This is a genomic window from Spirosoma agri, assembly GCF_010747415.1.
Taxonomy (GTDB): domain Bacteria; phylum Bacteroidota; class Bacteroidia; order Cytophagales; family Spirosomataceae; genus Spirosoma; species Spirosoma agri.
Genome location: NZ_JAAGNZ010000001.1, coordinates 373,954 through 392,800, shown reverse-complemented (window position 1 = coordinate 392,800; position 18,847 = coordinate 373,954). Strand labels below are relative to the sequence as shown.

The 18,847-nt window shown below is 49.3% G+C and carries 16 protein-coding genes; 10 read left to right on the top strand and 6 right to left on the bottom strand.

Annotation, left to right across the window (positions count from 1 at the left end; translation table 11 throughout):
• Positions 1-28 precede the first annotated feature (28 nt).
• From lipB to rnr, 4 genes are all read left to right on the top strand, one after another.
• Entirely contained in the window at positions 29-778 is a 750-nt protein-coding gene (gene lipB, locus GK091_RS01670) for a lipoyl(octanoyl) transferase LipB (RefSeq protein WP_164034895.1), read from the top strand.
• Positions 779-805: 27 nt separating this feature from the next.
• Positions 806-1,210: a hypothetical protein gene (locus GK091_RS01665; protein WP_164034894.1), complete on the top strand. Its 405-nt coding sequence runs from the start codon at positions 806-808 to the stop codon at positions 1,208-1,210.
• Positions 1,211-1,228: 18 nt separating this feature from the next.
• Positions 1,229-1,966 (top strand): 3'-5' exonuclease, encoded by a 738-nt coding sequence (locus GK091_RS01660; RefSeq protein ID WP_164034893.1) that lies wholly within the window; start codon positions 1,229-1,231, stop codon positions 1,964-1,966.
• Between the two features lie 123 nt (positions 1,967-2,089).
• The gene (gene rnr, locus GK091_RS01655; RefSeq protein WP_164034892.1) at positions 2,090-4,564 is read left to right on the top strand and encodes a ribonuclease R; all 2,475 of its coding nucleotides are present in this window, start codon (positions 2,090-2,092) and stop codon (positions 4,562-4,564) included.
• An 81-nt stretch (positions 4,565-4,645) separates the two neighbouring features.
• Here rnr and GK091_RS01650 read toward each other — a convergent pair whose 3' ends face one another.
• Together GK091_RS01650 and GK091_RS01645 are read right to left on the bottom strand one after the other, a co-directional pair.
• Positions 4,646-6,976: a carbohydrate binding family 9 domain-containing protein gene (locus tag GK091_RS01650; protein ID WP_164034891.1), complete on the bottom strand. Its 2,331-nt coding sequence runs from the start codon at positions 6,974-6,976 to the stop codon at positions 4,646-4,648.
• 106 nt (positions 6,977-7,082) lie between these two features.
• Positions 7,083-9,200: a tetratricopeptide repeat-containing sensor histidine kinase gene (locus tag GK091_RS01645; protein ID WP_246202114.1), complete on the bottom strand. Its 2,118-nt coding sequence runs from the start codon at positions 9,198-9,200 to the stop codon at positions 7,083-7,085.
• Between the two features lie 549 nt (positions 9,201-9,749).
• Here GK091_RS01645 and GK091_RS01640 point away from each other — a divergent pair.
• The 3 genes from GK091_RS01640 (at position 9,750) to nth (ending at position 11,343) form a co-directional block, all read left to right on the top strand.
• Positions 9,750-10,349: an RNA polymerase sigma factor gene (locus GK091_RS01640; RefSeq protein ID WP_162389048.1), complete on the top strand. Its 600-nt coding sequence runs from the start codon at positions 9,750-9,752 to the stop codon at positions 10,347-10,349.
• Positions 10,324-10,575 (top strand): hypothetical protein, encoded by a 252-nt coding sequence (locus GK091_RS01635; protein ID WP_164034889.1) that lies wholly within the window; start codon positions 10,324-10,326, stop codon positions 10,573-10,575. The genes GK091_RS01640 and GK091_RS01635 overlap by 26 nt, the downstream gene beginning before the upstream one ends.
• A gap of 105 nt (positions 10,576-10,680) precedes the next feature.
• The gene (nth, locus tag GK091_RS01630) at positions 10,681-11,343 is read left to right on the top strand and encodes an endonuclease III (RefSeq protein ID WP_164034888.1); all 663 of its coding nucleotides are present in this window, start codon (positions 10,681-10,683) and stop codon (positions 11,341-11,343) included.
• An 81-nt stretch (positions 11,344-11,424) separates the two neighbouring features.
• Here the strand turns inward: nth and GK091_RS01625 are convergent, their stop codons facing one another.
• Complete coding sequence (locus GK091_RS01625; RefSeq protein WP_164034887.1) at positions 11,425-11,844, bottom strand: nucleoside-diphosphate kinase; 420 nt, start codon at positions 11,842-11,844, stop codon at positions 11,425-11,427.
• 166 nt (positions 11,845-12,010) lie between these two features.
• Between GK091_RS01625 and GK091_RS01620 the strand changes: the two genes are divergently transcribed.
• The 3 genes from GK091_RS01620 (at position 12,011) to rdgB (ending at position 14,741) form a co-directional block, all read left to right on the top strand.
• Entirely contained in the window at positions 12,011-13,042 is a 1,032-nt protein-coding gene (locus tag GK091_RS01620; protein WP_212592968.1) for a DHH family phosphoesterase, read from the top strand.
• A 106-nt stretch (positions 13,043-13,148) separates the two neighbouring features.
• Complete coding sequence (locus GK091_RS01615; RefSeq protein ID WP_164034885.1) at positions 13,149-14,072, top strand: FKBP-type peptidyl-prolyl cis-trans isomerase; 924 nt, start codon at positions 13,149-13,151, stop codon at positions 14,070-14,072.
• Between the two features lie 72 nt (positions 14,073-14,144).
• Positions 14,145-14,741: an RdgB/HAM1 family non-canonical purine NTP pyrophosphatase gene (gene rdgB, locus GK091_RS01610; RefSeq protein ID WP_164034884.1), complete on the top strand. Its 597-nt coding sequence runs from the start codon at positions 14,145-14,147 to the stop codon at positions 14,739-14,741.
• Between the two features lie 139 nt (positions 14,742-14,880).
• On the opposite strand, the gene GK091_RS01605 is transcribed toward rdgB, so the two are convergent.
• The 3 genes from GK091_RS01605 to GK091_RS01595 form a co-directional block, all read right to left on the bottom strand.
• Positions 14,881-16,995: a peptidylprolyl isomerase gene (locus GK091_RS01605; RefSeq protein WP_164034883.1), complete on the bottom strand. Its 2,115-nt coding sequence runs from the start codon at positions 16,993-16,995 to the stop codon at positions 14,881-14,883.
• A gap of 438 nt (positions 16,996-17,433) precedes the next feature.
• Positions 17,434-17,985 carry a sll1863 family stress response protein gene (locus GK091_RS01600; RefSeq protein WP_164034882.1) on the bottom strand — a complete coding sequence of 184 codons (552 nt, stop codon included), beginning with the start codon at positions 17,983-17,985 and terminating at the stop codon, positions 17,434-17,436.
• A gap of 116 nt (positions 17,986-18,101) precedes the next feature.
• On the bottom strand, positions 18,102-18,722 hold the full coding sequence (locus tag GK091_RS01595) for a thioredoxin family protein (protein ID WP_164034881.1): 621 nt from the start codon (positions 18,720-18,722) through the stop codon (positions 18,102-18,104).
• Positions 18,723-18,847 lie beyond the last annotated feature (125 nt).

Below are 18,847 nucleotides of genomic sequence, written 5' to 3'. Positions count from 1 at the left end.
ACGTGAAAGCCCGTTTTTTGGCAAAGCAATGAATAGTCGCATCAATAAGCAAGTTGACATTCGGGAATTGGGATTGATTGAGTATCAGGCGGCCTGGGATGAGCAGGAGCGTCTGTTTGCCACAATCGTCAATGAGAAACTGCTCAATCGAAGTCGTCCTTCGGCCGAGCAGCAACCAACGTCTAACTACCTGCTTTTCTGCGAGCATCCGCACGTGTATACGCTCGGCACGAGCGGTCATGAGGATAACTTATTGGTCGATGAAGCCCGACTAAATCAGGAATTTGGTGCCACGTTTTTTAAGATCCGACGCGGTGGTGATATTACTTACCATGGGCCCGGCCAACTGGTCGGTTACCCGATTCTGGATTTAGATAATTTCTTTACCGATATTCACCGGTATATGCGCTTGCTGGAAGAGTCAATTATCCTGACGATGGCCGATTATGGCCTGAATGCGGGGCGGATTGACGGTTCGACGGGCGTATGGCTCGATTATGATGGCGGGCCAAATCCACGAAAAATCTGTGCGATGGGTGTAAAAGCAAGCCGTTGGGTAACGATGCACGGTTTTGCGTTGAACGTCAATACAGATTTGAGTTATTTTGGCCATATTGTCCCCTGTGGCATTGCCGATAAAGCGGTTACATCGCTGGCAGTAGAGTTGGGCCACCCCGTACCCTTGACTGAGGTCGCCGGTCGGGTTCAGGGACACATGGCTGATTTGTTTGAAATGAATTTAGTAACGCGGGCCGAAATCCGCACCTTGTTGGCATAGACGCGGGTTCCGTCCGCGTTCCTGAACATGAAAAAAGACATTAATTTTTTGCCCGTCGAGGGCGTACAGATAGTCATTGCCCGGAAAAAGAATGAAGTTGGGACGTATGATTGGCAGGTATTTTTGATCAATCAGAACGAAGTGCCCATCACAACCGTATTCGTTACGTCGAAGGGATACGGTCAATTAAAGGATGAAGAGCAAAAAACATCAACATTACGGCACTTCTTCGTCGAGATCAAACCAAACGCGTATGAGGTTGTTGAGTCCATTATGCCCGACGTTTTTCATTTGAATAACGAGTACTGGGTCAGCTACTTCATCGGCGATCAGATTTTTGACAAAAAGTTTATCTTCGTGCCAGACAGTATTATCGAAGAACACCTTGTTACGGTGCCGGCGCTGGGTCTGGAAGGAATTTTGCATGAATAAATTTCTTAATCGCTTTCTATGCCCCAAGCCGTCTCCTGGAAACGTCGTCTAAAAAACTTTCTGTTTATCGACCTCAAAACAGTAGCCGGTGAGCCGTCGCTATTGTCAGTAGAACCACGCTTGCAGCGGCAATGGGAAGAAAAAAGCCGTTATTTTAAAAGCGAAGAAGAGCTTTCGGCTGCTGGCTGGTACGACCGTCGGGCTTCTTCGTTTGCCGAGTTTGGAAAAATTATCTGCATTGGTGTTGGCGGCTTATTTTTTGACGACGATGACAAGCCGCATCTGAAGGTCAAAGTATTGAGTAACGACGATGAGGGAGCTATTTTACAGGAGTTTCTAACCATTGTCAACCGCTACCCACCCGGCGAATTGACGTTCTGCGCCCATAATGGCAAGGAATTTGATTTTCCTTATCTGTGCCGACGGTTGATGGTCAATGGGTTGCCATTGCCACCCGCTTTACAGATTTCGGGCAAAAAACCGTGGGAAATTCTACACAAGGACACCCTCGAACAATGGCAGTTTGGCGATAAGCGGCATTTTGTGCCGCTCGATCTGCTGGCAGCCGTACTAAATGTACCAACGCGCCCACTCGAATGGATGGGCGACCGCACTAGCGACGTTTACTACCGAGATCACGATTGGCCCCGCATCGAGCAGTATGCGCGCGACTCAATGGTCATGCTCGTGCAGGTATACATGCGCATGGTAGGTGCCCCGCTCGTGGCCGACGAGCATATAGTCATGAGTGACTGACGGATTATCAAACACAGAGAAAAGAGGACAAACGGGGGGCAGACGTCTCTGTACACTCTGTGAAGCGCCCGGTCTGCTCTGTGTTTAACCATTTTCGCTCGCTGATTCAGCCGAGCATTTTACATGAAGAACGAAAAACCAAAACAGAATAAATATAGTAAGCCTGATGGAGCCCGGTCGGGAAAGAGCCGGCCCACGACAGGTAGTTCGACTCCGTCTCGCTCGCGGGAAAAGGGCCTCGACAAACAATCCGGCAAGGCCAGGCCAATTATACAGGCTGATTCGTACCTGGATGAGTTGAAAAACGACCTGATGGCGTTTTTTCAGATCAACGACAAGGAGTCATTTACGCAGGAACAGGTGCTTGAGCACTTCGACGTGTTTGACCGGAAAATGAAATTGCTCGTACATGGCCTGCTGGGCGAGCTCACCGACGAGGGTACGCTGGTCCGTCATCCCGACGGCAGTTACCAGAGCGATGAAGATGCGAATCTTACGGAGGGTGTCGTTGATCACGTCAACTCGCGCTTTGCCTTTGTTATTCCTACCTCGCTCACTGGTACGAGGGGCGACCGCAACGACGACATATGGGTATCGACCGAAGACCTTGCCGGAGCCGTTGATGGCGACAAGGTGCGCGTAGTCCGCTTTGCTGACTCGCGCAATGAATCGGGCGGACGTTCGCGACGCCGGATCGAGGGTAAAGTAGCTAATATCATTGAGCGTGGTCGTACGGAGCTTGTTGGGCGTATCGAGGTATGGCCGACCTACGGCTTCGTTATCCCCGACAGCAAAAAGATTTACGATGACATTTTCATTCCAAAAGAAAAACTGGGTGCCGCCAACGACGGCGACAAAGTTATCGTACGTCTGGTGAAATATCCGGACCCGCACAGCAGCAAACAACGCTTTGAAGGCGAAGTCGTTACCGTGTTGGGCGTAGCGGGGCAGAACAATACGGAGATGCACGCGATTCTGGCGGAATTTGGTCTGCCGATTCATTTCCCGGAGGATGTGGAACAGGAAGCCGAAGCCATTCCGACAAAAATCCTGAAAAAAGATCTGGCGAAACGGCGCGACATGCGCGACGTGACCACCTTCACCATCGATCCCGTCGACGCGAAGGACTTCGATGATGCCTTGTCGGTACAGATGCTCGACAATGGCAACTACGAAATTGGCGTGCACATTGCCGATGTTACAAACTACGTCAAACCCGGCTCAAAGCTGGAAGAAGAAGCGTTCAAACGCGCGACATCGGTTTATCTGGTCGATCGCGTTGTGCCGATGCTTCCCGAAAAATTGTCGAACGGGTTGTGCTCGCTACGGCCAAATGAGGATAAACTCACGTTCTCGGCGGTATTTGAGCTAACGCCCGATGCTAAAATCGTGAACGAATGGTTCGGGCGTACAGCGACTCACTCGAACCGTCGTTTTTCGTACGAAGAAGCGCAGGAAATCCTCAACAACAGCAAGGGCGATTATCTGGCTGAACTTCAGCTACTGAACGAACTAGCGTATAAACTGCGCGACGAGCGTTTCAAACACGGCGCGATCAACTTCGAGACGGTTGAGGTACGGTTCAAACTAGACGAGAACGGCGTGCCTTTGTCAGTTTACCCGAAACTCCGGCAGGATACTAATAAACTCATTGAAGAGTTTATGCTGCTGGCCAATAAACGCGTAGCGGAATTCGTCCATTCGTTATCCAAACGCAATAAGGGCGGAGAAGAAAACACGATGGTGTACCGGGTTCACGAAGGACCTGATGATCAGAAGCTACAGCAATTCGCTGATTTTGCCGGACGGTTGGGCTATAAGCTTAAGCTGGATGACGATCACCTGTCGAACTCGATGAACCGGTTTATGGCCAGCATCGAAGGGAAACCCGAAGCAAATATGCTTCAGCAACTTGCGGTGCGGACCATGTCAAAAGCGCGGTATAGCACGGAAGATTTAGGCCACTTTGGTCTGGCGTTCCGGCGCTACTCGCATTTCACCTCACCGATTCGACGCTATCCGGATATGATGGCTCACCGCTTGTTGCAACATTACCTGGATAAGGGAAAACCGGCGGAACGTGACTTACTGGAAGATCAGTGCAAACACGCATCGGCCCGCGAAAAAATGGCCGCTGATGCCGAACGAGCCAGCGTCAAATACAAACAAGTTGAGTTCATGAGTCGCATGGAACCGGATCGGACGTTTGCTGGTGTGATCTCGGGGGTTACCGAATTCGGTATTTTTGTCGAAATTACGGAGAACAGCTGTGAGGGACTTGTTCGGATGCAGGACCTGAGCGATGATTTCTACGAGTTCGATAAGGACAACTACCGTATTGTTGGGCAACGCAGCAAAAAGATGTACACGTTTGGCGATCAGGTAGAGGTTCGGGTGAAGGAAACGAATCTTGGCCGCCGGAGCATGGACTTTGCGCTGGTCAGCGATAAAGCCGGTCACGTTCAGGACTCCAAAGCTGGTCGTCAGTCGGGTCAATCCAGTCGACGCAATAACAATCAGTCTCGCTCTTCGTCGCGGGGTAAAGAAGGTACAGCTGCCAAAGGTGAAAACCGGCGTGGTGGCCGCGGACGGCGATAGAGCCGTATATAGCCTGCAATCAACACAAAAGCCACTCCTTAATCTGGAGTGGCTTTTATTTTTCCGGTTAGAAATCGTTCGTCAAAACTGCTTCAGATAAGATAGTTTGCCGATAATGTGCTGCTCCTGCTGGCGATCCATTGCCCGAATCGATCCGGCATAGGTTCCGTGATTATACACGATATACAGGAACGACAGCGGTTGAAACTCCCAGGCAAGCCGAATATTCCAGACGTTCTTATCAGTGTAGGTATTCCGCTGGAAAAAGCTAATCAATTGCAACCGTGGGTTCACCGCCAGCCGACTTTCCACGCTGTAGAGCTTGATCGTTCCGGAGTATTGACCGACATTGTCGAACTCGTTTACTTCCGCATTCATCGTAAAGGCCGCGTGCGGTATGGGTGCCAGAATAAGCGAGGCCCGGCCATAATTAAGCCGCCCATCGTAATAACGCCCTGTTTCACCCATGAATTGGTACGATATTTTCTTCGACGGATCGCTGCTGAACATAGCCTGGTAACGCGTATACCGATAGTTTCCCGATGCGATGTTAAGACTCAACGGGCGATAATCACCGTCGTCCAGGCGTTGGAAGGACGGATTCACGAACAAGCCAAAATTCCCTCCGTTCTGAAAGGTCAGCCAGATCGGGTTCGCATTGTATTGCGCTTCCTGCAAGTAGCCGGTAGAGGCTTTGTGATAAAGCTCGACGAAGAACCCAGGCTCGAAATTGCGCACCCACTTCGGCAGCCATTTTGACCGATTGACCAGATAAAAACCGGGGGTCGTCGTGATGACATCGCTCCTGGAAACGAAACCCATCTCAGGATTGAAGCTCTTTGTCACAATTGACTGTGTCAACCAGCCGACAAGTTGATTAGAACGGTACATAAACTGACTGTAAGCGGCCATCCCCTGCTGACTAGCCCCTGACGTCAGCGAACCAATGATCATGGCGCTGTACGAAAGAGACTGCCCTAGTCTGAAAAAGCCATCGATAGCAACTGTGCCGTTCTGATGGCCGTCGATACCATCGCCATCGTGTACGTTCTTAAGCGCAAACAGGCCCCCAATCCGATTCTGCTTACCAACGTTTTCGACGTAACGCCCCACCGCAAAATCCGTAGCCGGGCTGCCGGGAATACCCCGTTGCCGGATATACATTCCCCCATAATTCCGGTTCAGCGACCGATAGACCAGTCTGGCCCCGGCATCGATCGGAACGGGTGTACTAGTCCCGTCGGGCAGGTTAGCCAATCCGATCGTCCGGCTAAAGAATGGCTGGATAACCATACTTCCGCCCTCGCCCGTGTTCGTATTACCGGGCAAACCGGCCCCAAACAAACTGGCGTTCTCCAGAAAAAAGGCCCGACGTTCGGGAAACAGCACCGAAAACCGAGTCAGGTTATTGACCTGTCGGTCTACATCGGCCTGCGCAAAATCGGTGTTTAAGGTCACGTCCAGAACCGTATTGGGATTGATGGCCCATTTCAGATCGCCCCCAATTTTGACCTTAGCGTTCTGACGTATTCCTACTTCAGTGCCGTTATAGCGGTCGTCGGCAAAAAGTACATAAGGTTGAACGCGGATATTGGGCGATGGTGGCGGTGGCTTAAGACCCGTGATCAAGCCCGCATAAGCCATTCGGGTTGCCGTGAACGCTCTTGGAAAAGGTGACCAGGCCGAGATCTCGTTTGAATAACGCCGGTTTCGCAGGAAATTAATGCCCCACGACTGGGTAGAATCCGTCGACTGGGCATATCGTAATGTCTGCCAGGGAATCTGTATCTCGGCTACCCAGCCCGAATCAGTCCGGCTTGTGCGTACTTTCCAAAGGCCATCCCAGTCCGTATCGTACAGAAAATCATCGAACGATAGCAAATCGCGCTGAGTGCCATAGGGATTTGTGGCAAAGGCCATTGCGTTGCGCTGGTCATTGAACCCATCGATCGACACACTGAATAAATCGTGCGCCTGCGCTGAAAAATCACGCTTGAAGTTTGGAACACGGAGTGCTCTCCGGCCCAGTAAATCGCGGTTGATCGCGGCTATGTACAGGAAATTTCGGTTGTACAGTACCCGAACATCGGTATCGAATGATGCGGGGCGTCCTTGCTTCGGATCGACCTGGGTAAACTTTCGGATGGGTTTGGCCCGCTGCCAGACCGCTTCATCCAGATGACCGTCAATTTTCAGCCGATCGTGAATTTCGGTAGCCTGAATAATTACCCGCTTTTTAGCCGGTGCAAAAATAACGGATTGTTTGTCCGTGCCCGTCGCGTCCAGCCGGGTCGAATCAACCTGAATAGCGTCCGTCTGTGCGGTATTGGGAACCGTAGTTATCGTTTGTGCCAGTGCACCGACTGGAAACAGAAATAGATTGAGAATGAAGCGTACTGAAAGGCGAGGCATACCGGTTAAAAAGCGATAGGCCGAAAGTAAGAAGATGCTACCAGATACACCTTGTTTTTCGGTCGAACGGTCATTGACTGGAACAACGAATCATCAGCCTGCCTTCTCATACCGGAAATGAGGAGGCCACATCGGACGATGCCGGCAGGATAAAAATGAACGTAGTACCCTCGTTTTCACCCGAATGTACTTCATAGCGTCCCCGGATGGCATCCATGCGCGCCTGAATGTTGCGCAAACCCATACCTGTAGCGTCAGCAGGGTCCATACCGCAACCGTTGTCCTTCACGATCATGTTCAGTTCGGTTGGAAAGCGTCGAAAAATAATGTCGGCTTCGGTTGCCTCCGAATGGCGTAAAATATTACTACACAGCTCAATACAGATCGAATATAGATTAAACTCTATCGCTTTGTCCAGCCGGGGAAGCTGTTCATTATCCAGCTGGAACGCAACCTGCTGCGATGCGTTGAGTTTGTTGACTAATCGTGCCAAAGCTTCCGATAAACCCTGTTTTTCCAGTTCGTCGGGCTGTAAGTTATGCGATAGGTAACGCACCTCGGCAAAGGCTTCTTTAGTCATTCCAAGCAGGTTTCGATAAATTTGCTGTTCCCGCTCTGGCAGTTGCGTTGGATTCAACGCCGACAGGCTTACTTTTATCGCAGCCAGCAGACCACCGAGACTATCGTGCAGGTCAGCAGCCATGCGCTTTCGTTCAAGCGTTTGGCCACGCAACAACGCATCCTCGATTTCCCGATTCTTGGCACGCAGCTGATCGTTGGCCAGTTTTAACTCAGCCGTTCGCTCGGTTACTTTTCCTTCCAACCCTCGATTCAGCCCTTCAATTTCCTGTTTCTGATGAGCAATAAGCCGACTTTTCCGATAATAGACCGCGAAAAAAATAAGCAACATGGCTAACATGCATACCAGAAATAAGCGCATCAGGGATGCCTGCTCGATGGTGTGACTCAGCGACTCGATGCGGCCCCGCTGTTCAAGCCGGCTCCGTTGCGAATCAGCCCGCAACCGTTCCGTCTCAATCCGCTGACGAAGTTGATTCATCCGGTTTTCGCCCGCAATCTGTTCGCGTTCTGCTTCTGCCCGTAACCGGGCAATTTCGGACTGGCGACGAACATCCATCAGCTCCTGATGCTGGATTAACTGCCGCTTCTCTGCCTCCTCCCGTACCAAACGAATGGCATATTCATTTTGTAAGGCCAGCGTTTCATCAATCCGCTTCTGCTTAGTAAGGCTATCTCTAACTACATTGAACTCTTCAAGTTGGGCCAACGCTTTCTCCGGTTGCTTGTCGGCCCGGTAAGCATGATACAGAGCCTGGCTGGCCATTTGCCGTATGCGTAGATTGTCCTGACGCTTGGCAACGTCCATAGCTTGTTCACCATACGAAATAGCCAAGGCTACATTACCCGTTTGCACATAGCACTCTGCCAGACGTGCCCACACCGATGCTTCACCAACCGGATTATTCAACTGCTTCCACCCTACCAGCGATTCTTGATAGTAAGGGATCGCTTTTTCGGGCTGGTGGCGCGTGGTATAGAAGTCACCCAGCCGATCATCAGCATAAATACTATTCGTCAGCGAAGTCGTCTCCCGGTTTAGGCGACGGCTCTCTTCAAATTGACTACGGGCTGCGTCAAATTTTTGCTGCCGTTCATAAATGTCCCCAATCTGCATGACCACCTGTGCCATGAGCAGTTTACGATTCTGTTTGGAAACAAGCGTGTTCTGTGGCAGGAGCGCCAGCGAAGCCTGATAGCTTTGCAAAGCTCTTGGATAGTCTCGTAGCAGCACGTGAATACCACCCATGTTCATTTGCACCTGCCAAAGAGGAGAATTGGCTTTATGTAATCCACTACAAAGTATGGACGCGCGCTGGTTAATTTGCAGGGCTTTAGGATAGTCGTTCTTTCGAACACGATAATAGTACTCTTCTAACATTAGCCCCCGGACTAGATAGAGCGTATTGCGACGAATTTGTGCCTGATGAACCAATTTTGTTGCGTAAAAGAGGCTACTATCGCTCGTATCATTACGCCATTGCTTAAATACGATCGCCATATAACGCAACCCTTCCAGCTGGATCGTATCGTTATGTAGCGTATGAGGTAACCGTTCCGTAGTTCGTATATACCGATGACCTAGCGTACGGAGGCTGTCCATGTATTGATAATCACCCTGACGGTCAAAATTAAGATCAGGCAATAGGGGTCGTGTTTGTGCCAGACACGGCTCAACAAGACTGACCAACACAATCCAGATCATTAAACTTCTCATCGCTCACCACCCAAACTGAATCCCCACTTCTAAGTAGGCTAAAAGTAAATACGAAAGGCAGATAATCAAGCCTTTATCCTAAAAAAAACTTCATTTTTACACTAGCCTTTACCACTTGATTATACGTTTTCCGAACTCGTATGTACTCACCATAAAATAGATATCTACTTTTTTTCTCACTCAAATTAAACGGGGCGCCCTTAAAAAGAATCTATACCATACATCCTTACGTAAGTCCAATATTTTCTCCAAATAAACAGATTGGCCTAAAAATTTTCGTCGAAGCCTGTTTTTTATTGAATCGTTAAAATTTCCCAAAGATTACGAGTCGTTTGATAAATTTTTTGGACTATTCATTTGCAAATGAGCCTTTAAACGCTTTACTTTGGTATCGGCATTATACGGATTTACAAAAAACATAACCCCAGCACACACTATCGGAACACTGCTCTACGTTACCTAATTGTCTTACTGAAAATGGAAAAAGCCCAGGTAAACGACAGTGAGTTGATTTCCCTGTATATCCGTGGTAATGAAAAAGCCTTTGCAAAATTAGTGCAACGGCACAAATCGAAGATTTACACTACCATTTATCTGATCGTTAAAGATCAATATGTGGCCGAAGATTTAATGCAGGACACCTTTATCAAAGCGGTGGACACCCTTAAGTCTGGTAAATATAACGAGGAGGGAAAATTTCTACCTTGGATTATCCGCATCGCTCACAACTTGGCAATTGACTATTTCCGAAAAGATAAACGCTACCCCAGTGTGGTGTTTGAAGACGGAAGCAGTGTGTTTAATACGCTTGAGTTTGCTGAGGATTCTGTCGAATCCCTCCAAATTCGCCAGGAAACACACGAGCATTTGCGCGAACTGATTCAGCGATTGCCGGAACAACAGCGTCAGGTGCTTATCATGCGGCACTACGAGGAAATGAGTTTCCAGGAGATTGCCGATGCAACCGGAGTCAGCATCAACACAGCTTTGGGACGTATGCGTTATGCGCTGATTAATCTGCGCAAGCAACTGAGCAAACGTTCGCTGAGTTATGATAAAAACATTTACCCAAGATGATGTAATCCGGTATGTCTATGAGGAGACTTCCGCCGAGGAAAGCCTGCTTATCGAAGACGCAATGATGTCTGAACCGGACTTGATGACGTTCTTTCTCGAAGCCCTCGAAATGCGGGCCTTGCTGAACAAAATTGAACGTCAGCCCCGAACAAGTACCGTTCAGACAATTCTGAATTACTCAAAACATCACCCGGCAAACCCGCCCGCCCGTCTGCGACATTCGTAGAGCGCCTGTGAGCTTGTCAGTACCTAAGACATGAGCAGATAGCTAGCTTCTCGTTTGCCTATTTTGGCCTTCGGTGAGTTAGCTATCTGCTGATGTCCTCTGTTTATGCAGAAGAAAGAACGCTTTCAGCGGTTCCTCGATTACTTTACCCAGCATTATCCAGAGCCCAAAACAGAACTGAACTTCGGCAACCCCTATGAGTTGCTGGTGGCGGTCATTTTGTCGGCTCAGTGTACGGATAAGCGAATCAACCAGATTACGCCCGCTCTCTTTCAGCGCTTTCCGGAACCGGAATCATTAGCCGCTGCATCGGCGGATGAAGCGTTCACCTACATCCGTAGCGTGTCGTACCCCAACAACAAGGCAAAGCATTTGGTGGGCATGGCAACGGCGTTAATGGAACGATTCGGCGGGGAGATTCCGGCAACGGTTGAGGAATTACAGACGCTGCCCGGTGTTGGTCGCAAAACAGCCCACGTAATCTTATCGGTGGTCTACAACGAACCAACGATGGCTGTTGACACGCACGTCTTTCGCGTCTCGCATCGGTTAGGGCTGGCCCCTCTAACGGCTACTACTCCGCTCGCTGTCGAGAAGGCGCTCATGGCTTATATCCCGAAACAATACGTTCCTAAAGCGCACCATTGGCTTATTCTTCACGGACGATACGTGTGCGTAGCCCGCACCCCCAAGTGCAACATATGCGCCTTACGGGATTTTTGTAAATACTACGAGAAGAATGCGAGAACCGGGATTGCGCAGATTTGAGAATGTATCAAACTTCGTCAGACTTTTTCTCCTGAAAGCTGAATTCTGTAAATCCTCAAATCTGCGTAATCCCGGTCTACCTTAGAATTGTTCGGTCGCAGCAAAGAAGAAACTGCCTTCGATAGCCGCGTTCTCGTCGGAATCAGACCCGTGAATAGCGTTTGCTTCGATGGATTTTGCGTACAGCTTGCGAATCGTTCCCTCTTCGGCCTGCTCTGGGTTTGTCGCACCGATCAGCTTACGAAAGTCGGCCACCGCATTCTCTTTTTCCAGAATCATTGGCACGATAGTACCTGACGACATGTACGTGCGCAGGTTGTTGTAAAACGGCCGTTCGCGATGCACGGCATAAAATTGACCGGCGCGCTCGGGTGTGAGCTGTGTCTTTTTGATTGCGACGATACGGAAGCCCGCTTCTTCAATCAGTTTGATAATTGCACCGGTATGCCCGCCTTCTACGGCGTCGGGCTTAATCATGGTGAACGTCTGGTTCGTAGCCATTGGTAATTTTCTGAATCCAAATTTTAGTTACCCTTCGCGGGCCGCCCTGCGCGGGTTAGGCGTAAAGGTAAGCAGTTTACCTGATATGCTGTGTAGGTCGATTAGCCCGCTGATATCCAAATTATTCGTACTTTTGAGTTTCGATTACGGCTTCGGCTGTTTGTTTATGCAAGATATTGAAGCGATTGGTGCAGTTATCGGGAACCCAACCGGTGTTTCCGCGCAAACTGTACTGATTACCACTCACCAGAATCCTGACGCAGATGCAATGGGATCGTCTCTGGGACTGGCGGGTTACTTACGCAAAAAAGGCCATCACGTTACGGTCGTAACGCCTACCGACTACGGACAAAACCTGCATTGGATGTCAGGCAATGACGGTGTTATTGCTTTTGACGAGAAAGTTCGGGTAACGGTAGCCCAGCTGATGGAGGAAGCCGATGTTATTTTCTGTCTTGATTTTTCGAGTCTGGACCGTATCCGCGATCTGGCTCCCATGGTCCGGCAGTCGCGGGCCCGGAAAATATTGATCGACCACCACCTGGAACCTGAATCATTTGCCGATCTGGCTCTTTGGGACCCAACGGCTGCCGCTACGGCCGAGCTGGTGTTTCGGCTCATTGTCGAGCTAGGCGACAAAGACCTGCTGGATATTCCAATAGCGGAGTGTTTATACGCTGGCCTGATGACCGACACAGGTTCATTCCGCCACTCGAATACAACTGGCAATGTTCATCGGATGGCCGCGCAACTGCTGGATCTCAAGATTGATGTCAGCAGTATTCACCGCCGAATTTTCGACAACGTATCACTCAATAAATTTAGGCTCCTCGGCTATATTCTGAACGAAAAGCTGAAGGTAATCCCGGAGTACAAATTTGCGTACATCACACTGACCGATGCTGAGTTGAAGCAATACCGTTCTAAAACGGGTGATACAGAAGGCATGGTCAATTACGCCTTATCCGTCGATGGGGTTGTTATGGCCGCGATTTTGATCGATCGCAATGAAGAAATCCGGCTTTCGTTTCGTTCTATTGGTGATTTCTCAGTCCGTGATCTGGTCAGCAACCATTTCAACGGCGGAGGTCACCGGAATGCCGCTGGTGGGCGCTCTAAATTGTCCCTTGCCGAAACCGAACAGAAGTTGTTATCCATCCTGCCTCAGTATCAGCAGCAATTGCTGAAAACTGTTTAAGCCTTACCGCATTGTTCATGGTTTGTTGTTTGTAGTTATCGACAGCCATAAACGTTAAACGAAAACAAACTACGAACTCATTCTCAGTATAAACCAGTATTTTCACATGTCTTTTAAAAATTTCGGGAAAGCCGCTCTGATTGTCGCTGTAGTAGCGGCCTGCGGTAAGAACCGCGTTCAGGTAACGGAAAACGGCCTGAAGTACAAAATTCACAAGCAGGCCGATAGCCCTCGCAAAGGTAAAGTTGGCGACATCATGACGTTGCACCTAACCCTGCTTAACAACAAAGACTCCATTCTGCGCGATACGCATAAAGAAGGGGCTCCTTTCCAGATGCTGTTGCAGGTACCTCCTTTTAAAGGTAGTTACGAAGAAGGGCTAACCTTGCTTGGCAAGGGCGACAGCGCAACATTTTATGTTAGCGCCGATTCGTTGTTCACACGGGCAATGCAACCTCTGCCTCCGGGTGTTCAGAAAGGTACGGACATCGGCATTGCGGTGAAGGTAATGAATGTGCAGTCAGAAGAGGAATACAAAAAGACGCAGGCCGCTGACTTCGAAAAACAGAAGGGGGTCGATGCCAAAATTATACAGGATTATATTACCAAGAACGGTTTAGGTGGCAAGGCTCAGAAAACAGAGTCAGGTGTTTATTACGTTGTTACCCAACCGGGTGATGGTCGTACACCTTCGCGTGGTGATGTAGTGCAGGTGCATTACACGGGCAAACTGCTGGACGGGAAAGTATTCGATAGTTCAAAAACAAACCCGCAGGCGGGTGGAAAGCCGGTACAATTCCCGGTTGGTGTCGGTCAGGTGATTCCGGGTTGGGAAGAAGGTGTCATGAAAATGCACAAAGGCGAGAAGGCGACGCTTATCATTCCTTCGGCGCTTGCTTACGGTCCACGCGGTAACCAGGGCATTCCACCAAATTCGGTGTTGTTGTTCGATATTGACCTGATCGACATTCAGAAAGGACAGGCCCCTCAGCCAGGCATGCCGCAGGGAATGCCACAGCCTGGTCGTTAATCAGCCGCATTATTTTTCGTTTCTTAGAAAAGCCGTTCGTAGTTTTACCTGCGAACGGCTTTTCTTTTTCTTATGGAGCTTTGCTTTGCAACAAATAACCAACACAAACTCGAGGAAGTATCGGCCCGACTGGGTGGTGCTTTCCACCTGAAAACGCTCAGCGCTATTGGCTGTACGGACGAGCTACCGGAAACGTCGGGTACGATTCCCGGTAACTCACGCCAGAAGGCAGATTATGTGTGGACCCACTTCGGCGTTTCCTGCTTTGCCGATGATTCGGGACTGGAAGTAGCTGCGCTGAACGGTGAGCCAGGAGTAGACAGTGCGTTTTATTCCGGCAGTCGGGACGCGGCTGCTAATATAAAAAAGCTGTTAGCCAATCTGGACGGAACTACTGATCGAAAGGCACGCTTTATTACCGTCTTTACGCTGCTTCTACACGACCGGAACGCCGGACCGGTTGAGCACCAGTTTGACGGAGTAGTCGACGGACAGATTTTACTGGAACCACGTGGCATAGGCGGCTTCGGGTACGATCCGATTTTCTTGCCCGATGGATATGATCGCACCTTCGCCGAAATGAGCATGGATGAGAAGAACAAAATAAGTCATCGGTCGCAGGCATTGACCAAAATGGTGGCTTATTTGGATCAGCAGGTTAACGTATAAGTTCGATCAACGTTGAAGTCGAGATCTAGAAATAGGCTCAACCATATCAGCCTGTGTTCTGTAGGTTCCTAGAGCAATACCAAAAGAGGCCCAATCCGTAACGGACTGGGCCTCTTTTGGTGGGTTGTAAAAGCAGTGCTTAATAAAACTTAGCCCGGCGATCTTCTACCTTGGCCGCTTCTTTGATGGCTTCGTTAATATAGAATCCAATACGCGATGCCGTATTTTGCTGAATCTGCGTTTTATAAAGCGCATAATCAGCGATAGCTGGAGCAGGCGTTAAGCGGGTCGTCTCAACCATCAGCACGCCACCATCACCCGCAAATGGCTTGGACCGTTTGCCAGGCTTAAGACCAAACGCCTTACCTAACGCAATAGGATCGACCCCAGCACTGCGGAGAAATCCGTTTGCCAGATTAACGTCTTCGGCGGTTTCAACCAGCGCACCTGCACCGTATTTCTGCGCAATCGATTCGAGTGTGCCGCTGGCATTGCCCAGCTTGCTGATGATTTGCTCACCTTTAATCTCATTACGAACTTTAGCCGTCAGTTCCGTGCGGTAGTCCTCAACCTTTACGTCGTCCTTATTCGTTTTGTTCGTCAAGACAGCAATAACATACTGATCACCGATTTCGAATGGCTCAGATACAGAATTAAGGTCTGTCTTATCGTCAAACGCCCACCGTACAACCGAACGAGCGTCGGCCAGCGCGTTAATGTTACTGGCGTTTTCAGGAACCCGGTCAGCAGTAGCGACGACTATTGACTTGTCTTCCTTCACTTTAGCATCGAATTCTTCCTTCGTGTGTACGTCAGAGGCAAACTGATCGGCTTTGCGCAGGGCTTCGTCACGCGTCGTCTGGCTTGGCGCAATTGTTTTACCAATGGCTGCAATCCGATACAGTACATCAGTCTTAGGCTGCGTTACCTTGATGATATGGTAGCCGAAATCGGTTTCTACGATACGTGGGATCAGGCCCGCCGATGAAGCCCCGAAAACAGCCGACTCAAATGGCTTCACCATTTGTCCATTATTTTTGAAGTAACCAAGATCGCCACCGTTTTGGGCTGATCCATCGGCACTATTGGTCTGCGCCAATGCTTCAAAGCTGGCACCACCCTGAATCTGTTGCAGAATACCCTCGGCCCGACGACGTGCTTCGGATTTAGCCGAATCGGTCTGTGCAGTTGGACGGATCAGGATATGGCTGGCACGAGCCGTAAAGCTGGTGTCTTTCTTAGAACCACCGTACTTATAAATGAAGTAGGTATTTCCTTCGCGGAAAGGACCATAAATACCGCCCGGCGAGAATGTTGGGATAGAGGCCCGGAGTTGTTCGGGCATTTCACCCGCCGTGATATACAGGGGAACACGAACGTCGCTATTTTGAAGCGCAAACGCGGAATCGTTTTGAGCCGCACCCAGGCCACGCGCAAGCGATTTGATCTGGTTGTAGAGCGCTGCGCTATCGTCTTTAGAGGGCGCGACCGAGAATGTTACGTACTGAAGCGAACGCGTGTTCACACCCGGATACTCATCTTTGTGCTTGTTCAGATAGTCCTGCAACTGCGAATCCGTCACTTTCACCGTCGTGTCATTGATAGTGTAGTAAGGCACGAACAGGAACTTGATGTCCGCTTTTGAATTTTGAGCCTGATACTCTTTTTGCGCTTCGGCGGTTGTAGCAAATACAGATAGACGCATCAGCCCTTCGTATTTTTCACGCAGCCGGTCAGAGCTCAGGTTCTTCTCAAAACTTGCCCAGGCAGCCTGCTGCTGTGGGGGCAGGTTTTTCAAGCCTTTGAGGTAATTGATAATCGTACTTTTATCGAATACGCCCGTCTGGGGATTCGTGAATGCCTGACGTACGGCTGGGCTGATGTTATTGCCCTGAACCATGTCGACCAGCTCTTCGGGCGATACTTTCAGGCCGAGTTTATCAAACTCTTTCTGATAAGCGATTTCGAACAGCAGTTGATTCCAGGCTTGTTCGCGAAGCTGAGCCATATCCTGCTCAGCCGGAGCCCGGCCCGATTGCTGCTCAAACTGTGCCCGAAGTTCGTCTACTTTGGCATTGAATTCTTGATAATCAATGGATTGGCCAGCAATCTCACCGACCTCCTGTTGGTTCCCGCCGAACAGCAAACTACGGCCGCCGAGCAAATCCCCCCCCACAATGAACAGAATCAGGCTGACGGCGATAATGCCTACGGCCAGTCCTGAACGTTCTCTGATCTTGTTAATGACAGACATTTCGCTTTATACGTACAATTTAGCCCGCAAAATAACAATTTTCCTCGTTCGAATACAAGCAGATTGGCTCTTAGATAGTTGACTTTACTTGTTGAATGTCTGTAAACGGCGCACCTGCTCACCGAAGTATATAAAAAGACGACCTGACTTAATCCTGTAGAAGACTATTCTTTTACATCGATGTTCTCCTAAATATGGTGTAAGATGTTTTTTCAGCATCACGAAAAGAACATTCACTCAGCGGCTGTCAATCAATTCTACCAGCAGATTTGTACCGGTAAGCTTATGTAGATAGCTAACTATATTTTTTATTCGGCAATTTGTTCATGCTTGTGGCTTACCCGTTTGTGGAAGAATTACCCCACAATTCCCCAACAAAAAACGCCGACCACACTAGTGACCGGCGTTTTTGTACTACCAAGTAAACCTTTGTTTAGCTTAGTTTTTATCGTTATCCAGTTTGTCGCCTGCTCTGTCGAAGGCATCGCCTACTTCGCGGCCGGCCCGTTTGAACCCGGTTTTTATATCCTTCCAAGCGTCAGCAGTCGCGTTCTTCGCTTTGTCGATGTCGTTGCCTAATTCCTTACGCTCGTCTTCGAGTTTAGCCAATTGCTCTTTCGATTCAGCTTTTGCCTGTGCTCCTTCACGCTTCATATCGGCGCGCAATCCATCGATTTTAGCGTCTAATTTATCCTTCTGAATGTTCATTTTAGCCACAGCTTCGTCACGTTCACGTTTAAAGTCAGCAGCAGCTTCGTCTGTTTTAGCGTCTACTTTGTCACCCGCTTCTTTTAAATCTTCCCGCGTTTCGGCAGTGGCTTCTTTTGTATCTGCTTCAACGGCATCACCCGTTCTTTCTAAAGCGTCTTCCGTACGTGACTCTTTTTTGTTGTCTGTACCACAAGCTTGTAGAAGGGCCAGCGATCCAACAAGCATAATCGTTCCGGCGATGTGTTTGAGTTGGGAAAAACCCAGTTGAGTCTTTTTCATAATACGTAAGTGTAGTTTGATTGTCACAAACCGGATTGGCAAATGATGTGCCAAAACGTGAATACGACGAAAGCGCAACTGACTTTACCTTCACATACCTTTAGGTTTGTAATCGGCTAATTTTTCCATTTAATGGCACAGCCAATGGGCTTGGTGAGGGGCGACTGAACGGGACGACCAGCCAACAGGCTAGTAACAGCTTCTTCTACATAGCGACGTTGCACATTGGCCCCATCCTGTGGGCTGTCGTCAATAGTGCCGACGTATTCGATGATAAATTGTCCATTCGTTTGCTTCAACACATAGACCTCCGGCGTTCGGGTAGCGCCAAACGCCTTGGCAACGCGCTGCGTTTCGTCAATTGCATAGGCATACGAGTAGCCTTTGTCGCGAGCGCGGCTTTTCATATTTTCGAAGGAGTCATCTTCGTAAGCGGTCGGATCGTTCGACATAATCGCCAACACCGGATAGTTCTGTGCGGAAAATCGACGGTCGATGGCAATCAGACGATCTTCGTAGGCTTTCGAAAAAGGACAGTGATTACTGGTAAAAACAACGATCAACCCCTTCTGAGGCCGGTAGTCGGCTAGTGATATCGTTCGCCCATCAACGTTCTTCAATTGGAAATCGGCTACAGCATCACCAAGGGTATATCCTTTCGGCAACTGGGCATGGGCCAGAAAGGATAACCCCAGCGTTAGCCACAGTAGGAAAGACAAGCGCAACCAACGGTTCATAAGTACTGGTTCTTTTAGCATTTGTTTGTTAGATAACGAATTGAGCCAAAAGATTAACCGACTGATTTCTGGGAAAAGCCTACGCATGCGTCGGTAACCGTTCGTTACCCAAAACTAATGAACCA

What these genes read in the sequence shown, in the direction of transcription:
- GK091_RS01665 (WP_164034894.1), top strand. Translation starts at nt 806, where the DNA reads ATGAAAAAAGACATTAATTTTTTGCCCGTCGAGGGCGTACAGATAGTC.
- nth (WP_164034888.1), top strand. Translation starts at nt 10,681, where the DNA reads ATGCAGAAGAAAGAACGCTTTCAGCGGTTCCTCGATTACTTTACCCAG.
- GK091_RS01605 (WP_164034883.1), bottom strand. Translation starts at nt 16,995, where the DNA reads ATGTCTGTCATTAACAAGATCAGAGAACGTTCAGGACTGGCCGTAGGC.
- GK091_RS01620 (WP_212592968.1), top strand. Translation starts at nt 12,011, where the DNA reads ATGCAAGATATTGAAGCGATTGGTGCAGTTATCGGGAACCCAACCGGT.
- GK091_RS01595 (WP_164034881.1), bottom strand. Translation starts at nt 18,722, where the DNA reads ATGAACCGTTGGTTGCGCTTGTCTTTCCTACTGTGGCTAACGCTGGGG.
- lipB (WP_164034895.1), top strand. Translation starts at nt 29, where the DNA reads ATGAATAGTCGCATCAATAAGCAAGTTGACATTCGGGAATTGGGATTG.
- GK091_RS01660 (WP_164034893.1), top strand. Translation starts at nt 1,229, where the DNA reads ATGCCCCAAGCCGTCTCCTGGAAACGTCGTCTAAAAAACTTTCTGTTT.
- rdgB (WP_164034884.1), top strand. Translation starts at nt 14,145, where the DNA reads ATGGAGCTTTGCTTTGCAACAAATAACCAACACAAACTCGAGGAAGTA.
- rnr (WP_164034892.1), top strand. Translation starts at nt 2,090, where the DNA reads ATGAAGAACGAAAAACCAAAACAGAATAAATATAGTAAGCCTGATGGA.
- GK091_RS01615 (WP_164034885.1), top strand. Translation starts at nt 13,149, where the DNA reads ATGTCTTTTAAAAATTTCGGGAAAGCCGCTCTGATTGTCGCTGTAGTA.
- GK091_RS01650 (WP_164034891.1), bottom strand. Translation starts at nt 6,976, where the DNA reads ATGCCTCGCCTTTCAGTACGCTTCATTCTCAATCTATTTCTGTTTCCA.
- GK091_RS01600 (WP_164034882.1), bottom strand. Translation starts at nt 17,985, where the DNA reads ATGAAAAAGACTCAACTGGGTTTTTCCCAACTCAAACACATCGCCGGA.
- GK091_RS01635 (WP_164034889.1), top strand. Translation starts at nt 10,324, where the DNA reads ATGATAAAAACATTTACCCAAGATGATGTAATCCGGTATGTCTATGAG.
- GK091_RS01640 (WP_162389048.1), top strand. Translation starts at nt 9,750, where the DNA reads ATGGAAAAAGCCCAGGTAAACGACAGTGAGTTGATTTCCCTGTATATC.
- GK091_RS01625 (WP_164034887.1), bottom strand. Translation starts at nt 11,844, where the DNA reads ATGGCTACGAACCAGACGTTCACCATGATTAAGCCCGACGCCGTAGAA.